This window comes from Oleiphilus sp. HI0086 (assembly GCF_001635225.1).
Genome location: NZ_LWFZ01001383.1, coordinates 1 through 1633, shown reverse-complemented (window position 1 = coordinate 1633; position 1633 = coordinate 1). Strand labels below are relative to the sequence as shown.

At 48.7% G+C, this 1633-nt stretch carries 1 protein-coding gene; it reads right to left on the bottom strand.

Annotated features, from left to right (window positions below):
- Nucleotides 1-1633: penicillin-binding protein 1B (gene mrcB / locus A3756_RS23650; protein WP_068554844.1), on the bottom strand; the 1633-nt coding region annotated here is incomplete at both ends.

Genomic DNA, 1633 nt, shown 5'->3' with positions numbered 1-1633 from the left:
TTGCATCGTTCATCGGTGAGGTGAGCCGTGTTTTGATCAAACCAATGGTACTGGATGTTAGCAGGAGCTTCCATACTCAAGGGATATTGAGGGATGCGGCGAATAAAGTCGCTCCATAGCTGCAGGGCACCGCTGCTGCCGGTTAGGTGTGTTTCTTTATTGTCATCGCGGCCGAGCCAAAAGGTTGCTAGGTAATCTCCCGAGTAGCCTGAGAACCAACTATCCCGATTATCGTTAGTGGTGCCGGTTTTACCCGCAACCACCAGTTGCTCTGGTAGTTGTTTGTATGCAGAGCGCCCGGTGCCGGTTTGCATGGTCTTTACTAGTGCTTCTTGTAATAAATAAATCGCCTCGGGTGCAACTACTTGACTAAGCTTGAAAGGGTAGCGGGTTAAAGTTTCACCTTGTGCGTTGGTGACCTCGCGAATTCCTCTTAAGGGCATGTTGAAGCCATTACTGGCGATAGTTTGGTAGAGCTGCGTCACTTCAAGCGGTGACAATGATTGAGATCCTAGGAATAGAGAAGGGTAGGGCGTGAGCTCTCTTTTGACACCTAAACGCCTGAGCATGTCATGCACTGTGTCAATTCCTAGCTCTAAACCTAAGCGGGCACTTGCCAGATTGTAGGATTTAGCAAGCGCTAGATATAAGGGGACTTCTCCATGGCTTTCGTGATCAAAGTTCTGCGGCGCCCAGATTTGCCCATCTTCAAACTCTATTTTGAATGCCTGATCTGATACCAGCGTGCTGAGTTGATATTGTGAGGGTTTTTCCAGTGCGCTAAGGAATATTGACGGTTTAATGAGCGAGCCGATAGGTCTTCTTGCATCAAGAGCACGGTTAAAACCGCGGTATCGTGCTTTTCTGTCCCCAGCCATGGCGAGTATTTCCCCGGTGCCGGTTGCGGTGACCACGGCGCCTACTTGAAGCGTTCCTGTCTGTTTCACTGATTCGAGTGTTGGAAGTTTGCTGGCGATTGTATTCTCTAGCTGGTGCTGGAGCTGGGGGTCTAGACTGGTATATATCTTTAGCCCTTCAGTGCGTAGGTCGTCTTCATGGTAATCTTTTCCCAGCTGACGCTTTACCATGTCCATAAATGCCGGGTAGGGATTAGTCTGTAGAGTCGGCTTATCGATAACGTTTAATGTGTGAGTGATCGCCTCTTGATAGCGTTGATCGTCAAGGAGGTTCTCCTTGTTCAGAAGAGACAAAACCAGGTTGCGTCGTTTTAGTGCTCGTTCAGGAAAACGGCGAGGATTATAATAGGACGGGCCTTTGATCATGGCGACAAGTAGAGCGTGTTCGGAGATAGAGCAGGCACGTAAATCCTTGCCAAAGTAGTAGAGGCTGGCCGCTGCAAACCCGTGGATAGCGAGTGAGCCAGATTGACCGAGAAAGACATCATTCATGTAAGTTTCTAGGATGGACTGCTTGTCATAATGGGCTTCCAGCATCAGAGACATCAGTGCTTCATTTACCTTTCGGCTAAGTGATCGCTCTCGACTGAGATAAAAATTCTTGACCAATTGTTGGGTAAGCGTGCTGCCACCTTGAACAACTCTGCCCGCTTTCAGGTTTGCCCATGCAGCACGCGCTATGGATAGCGGTGAAATGCCTAAATGATGTTTAAAGT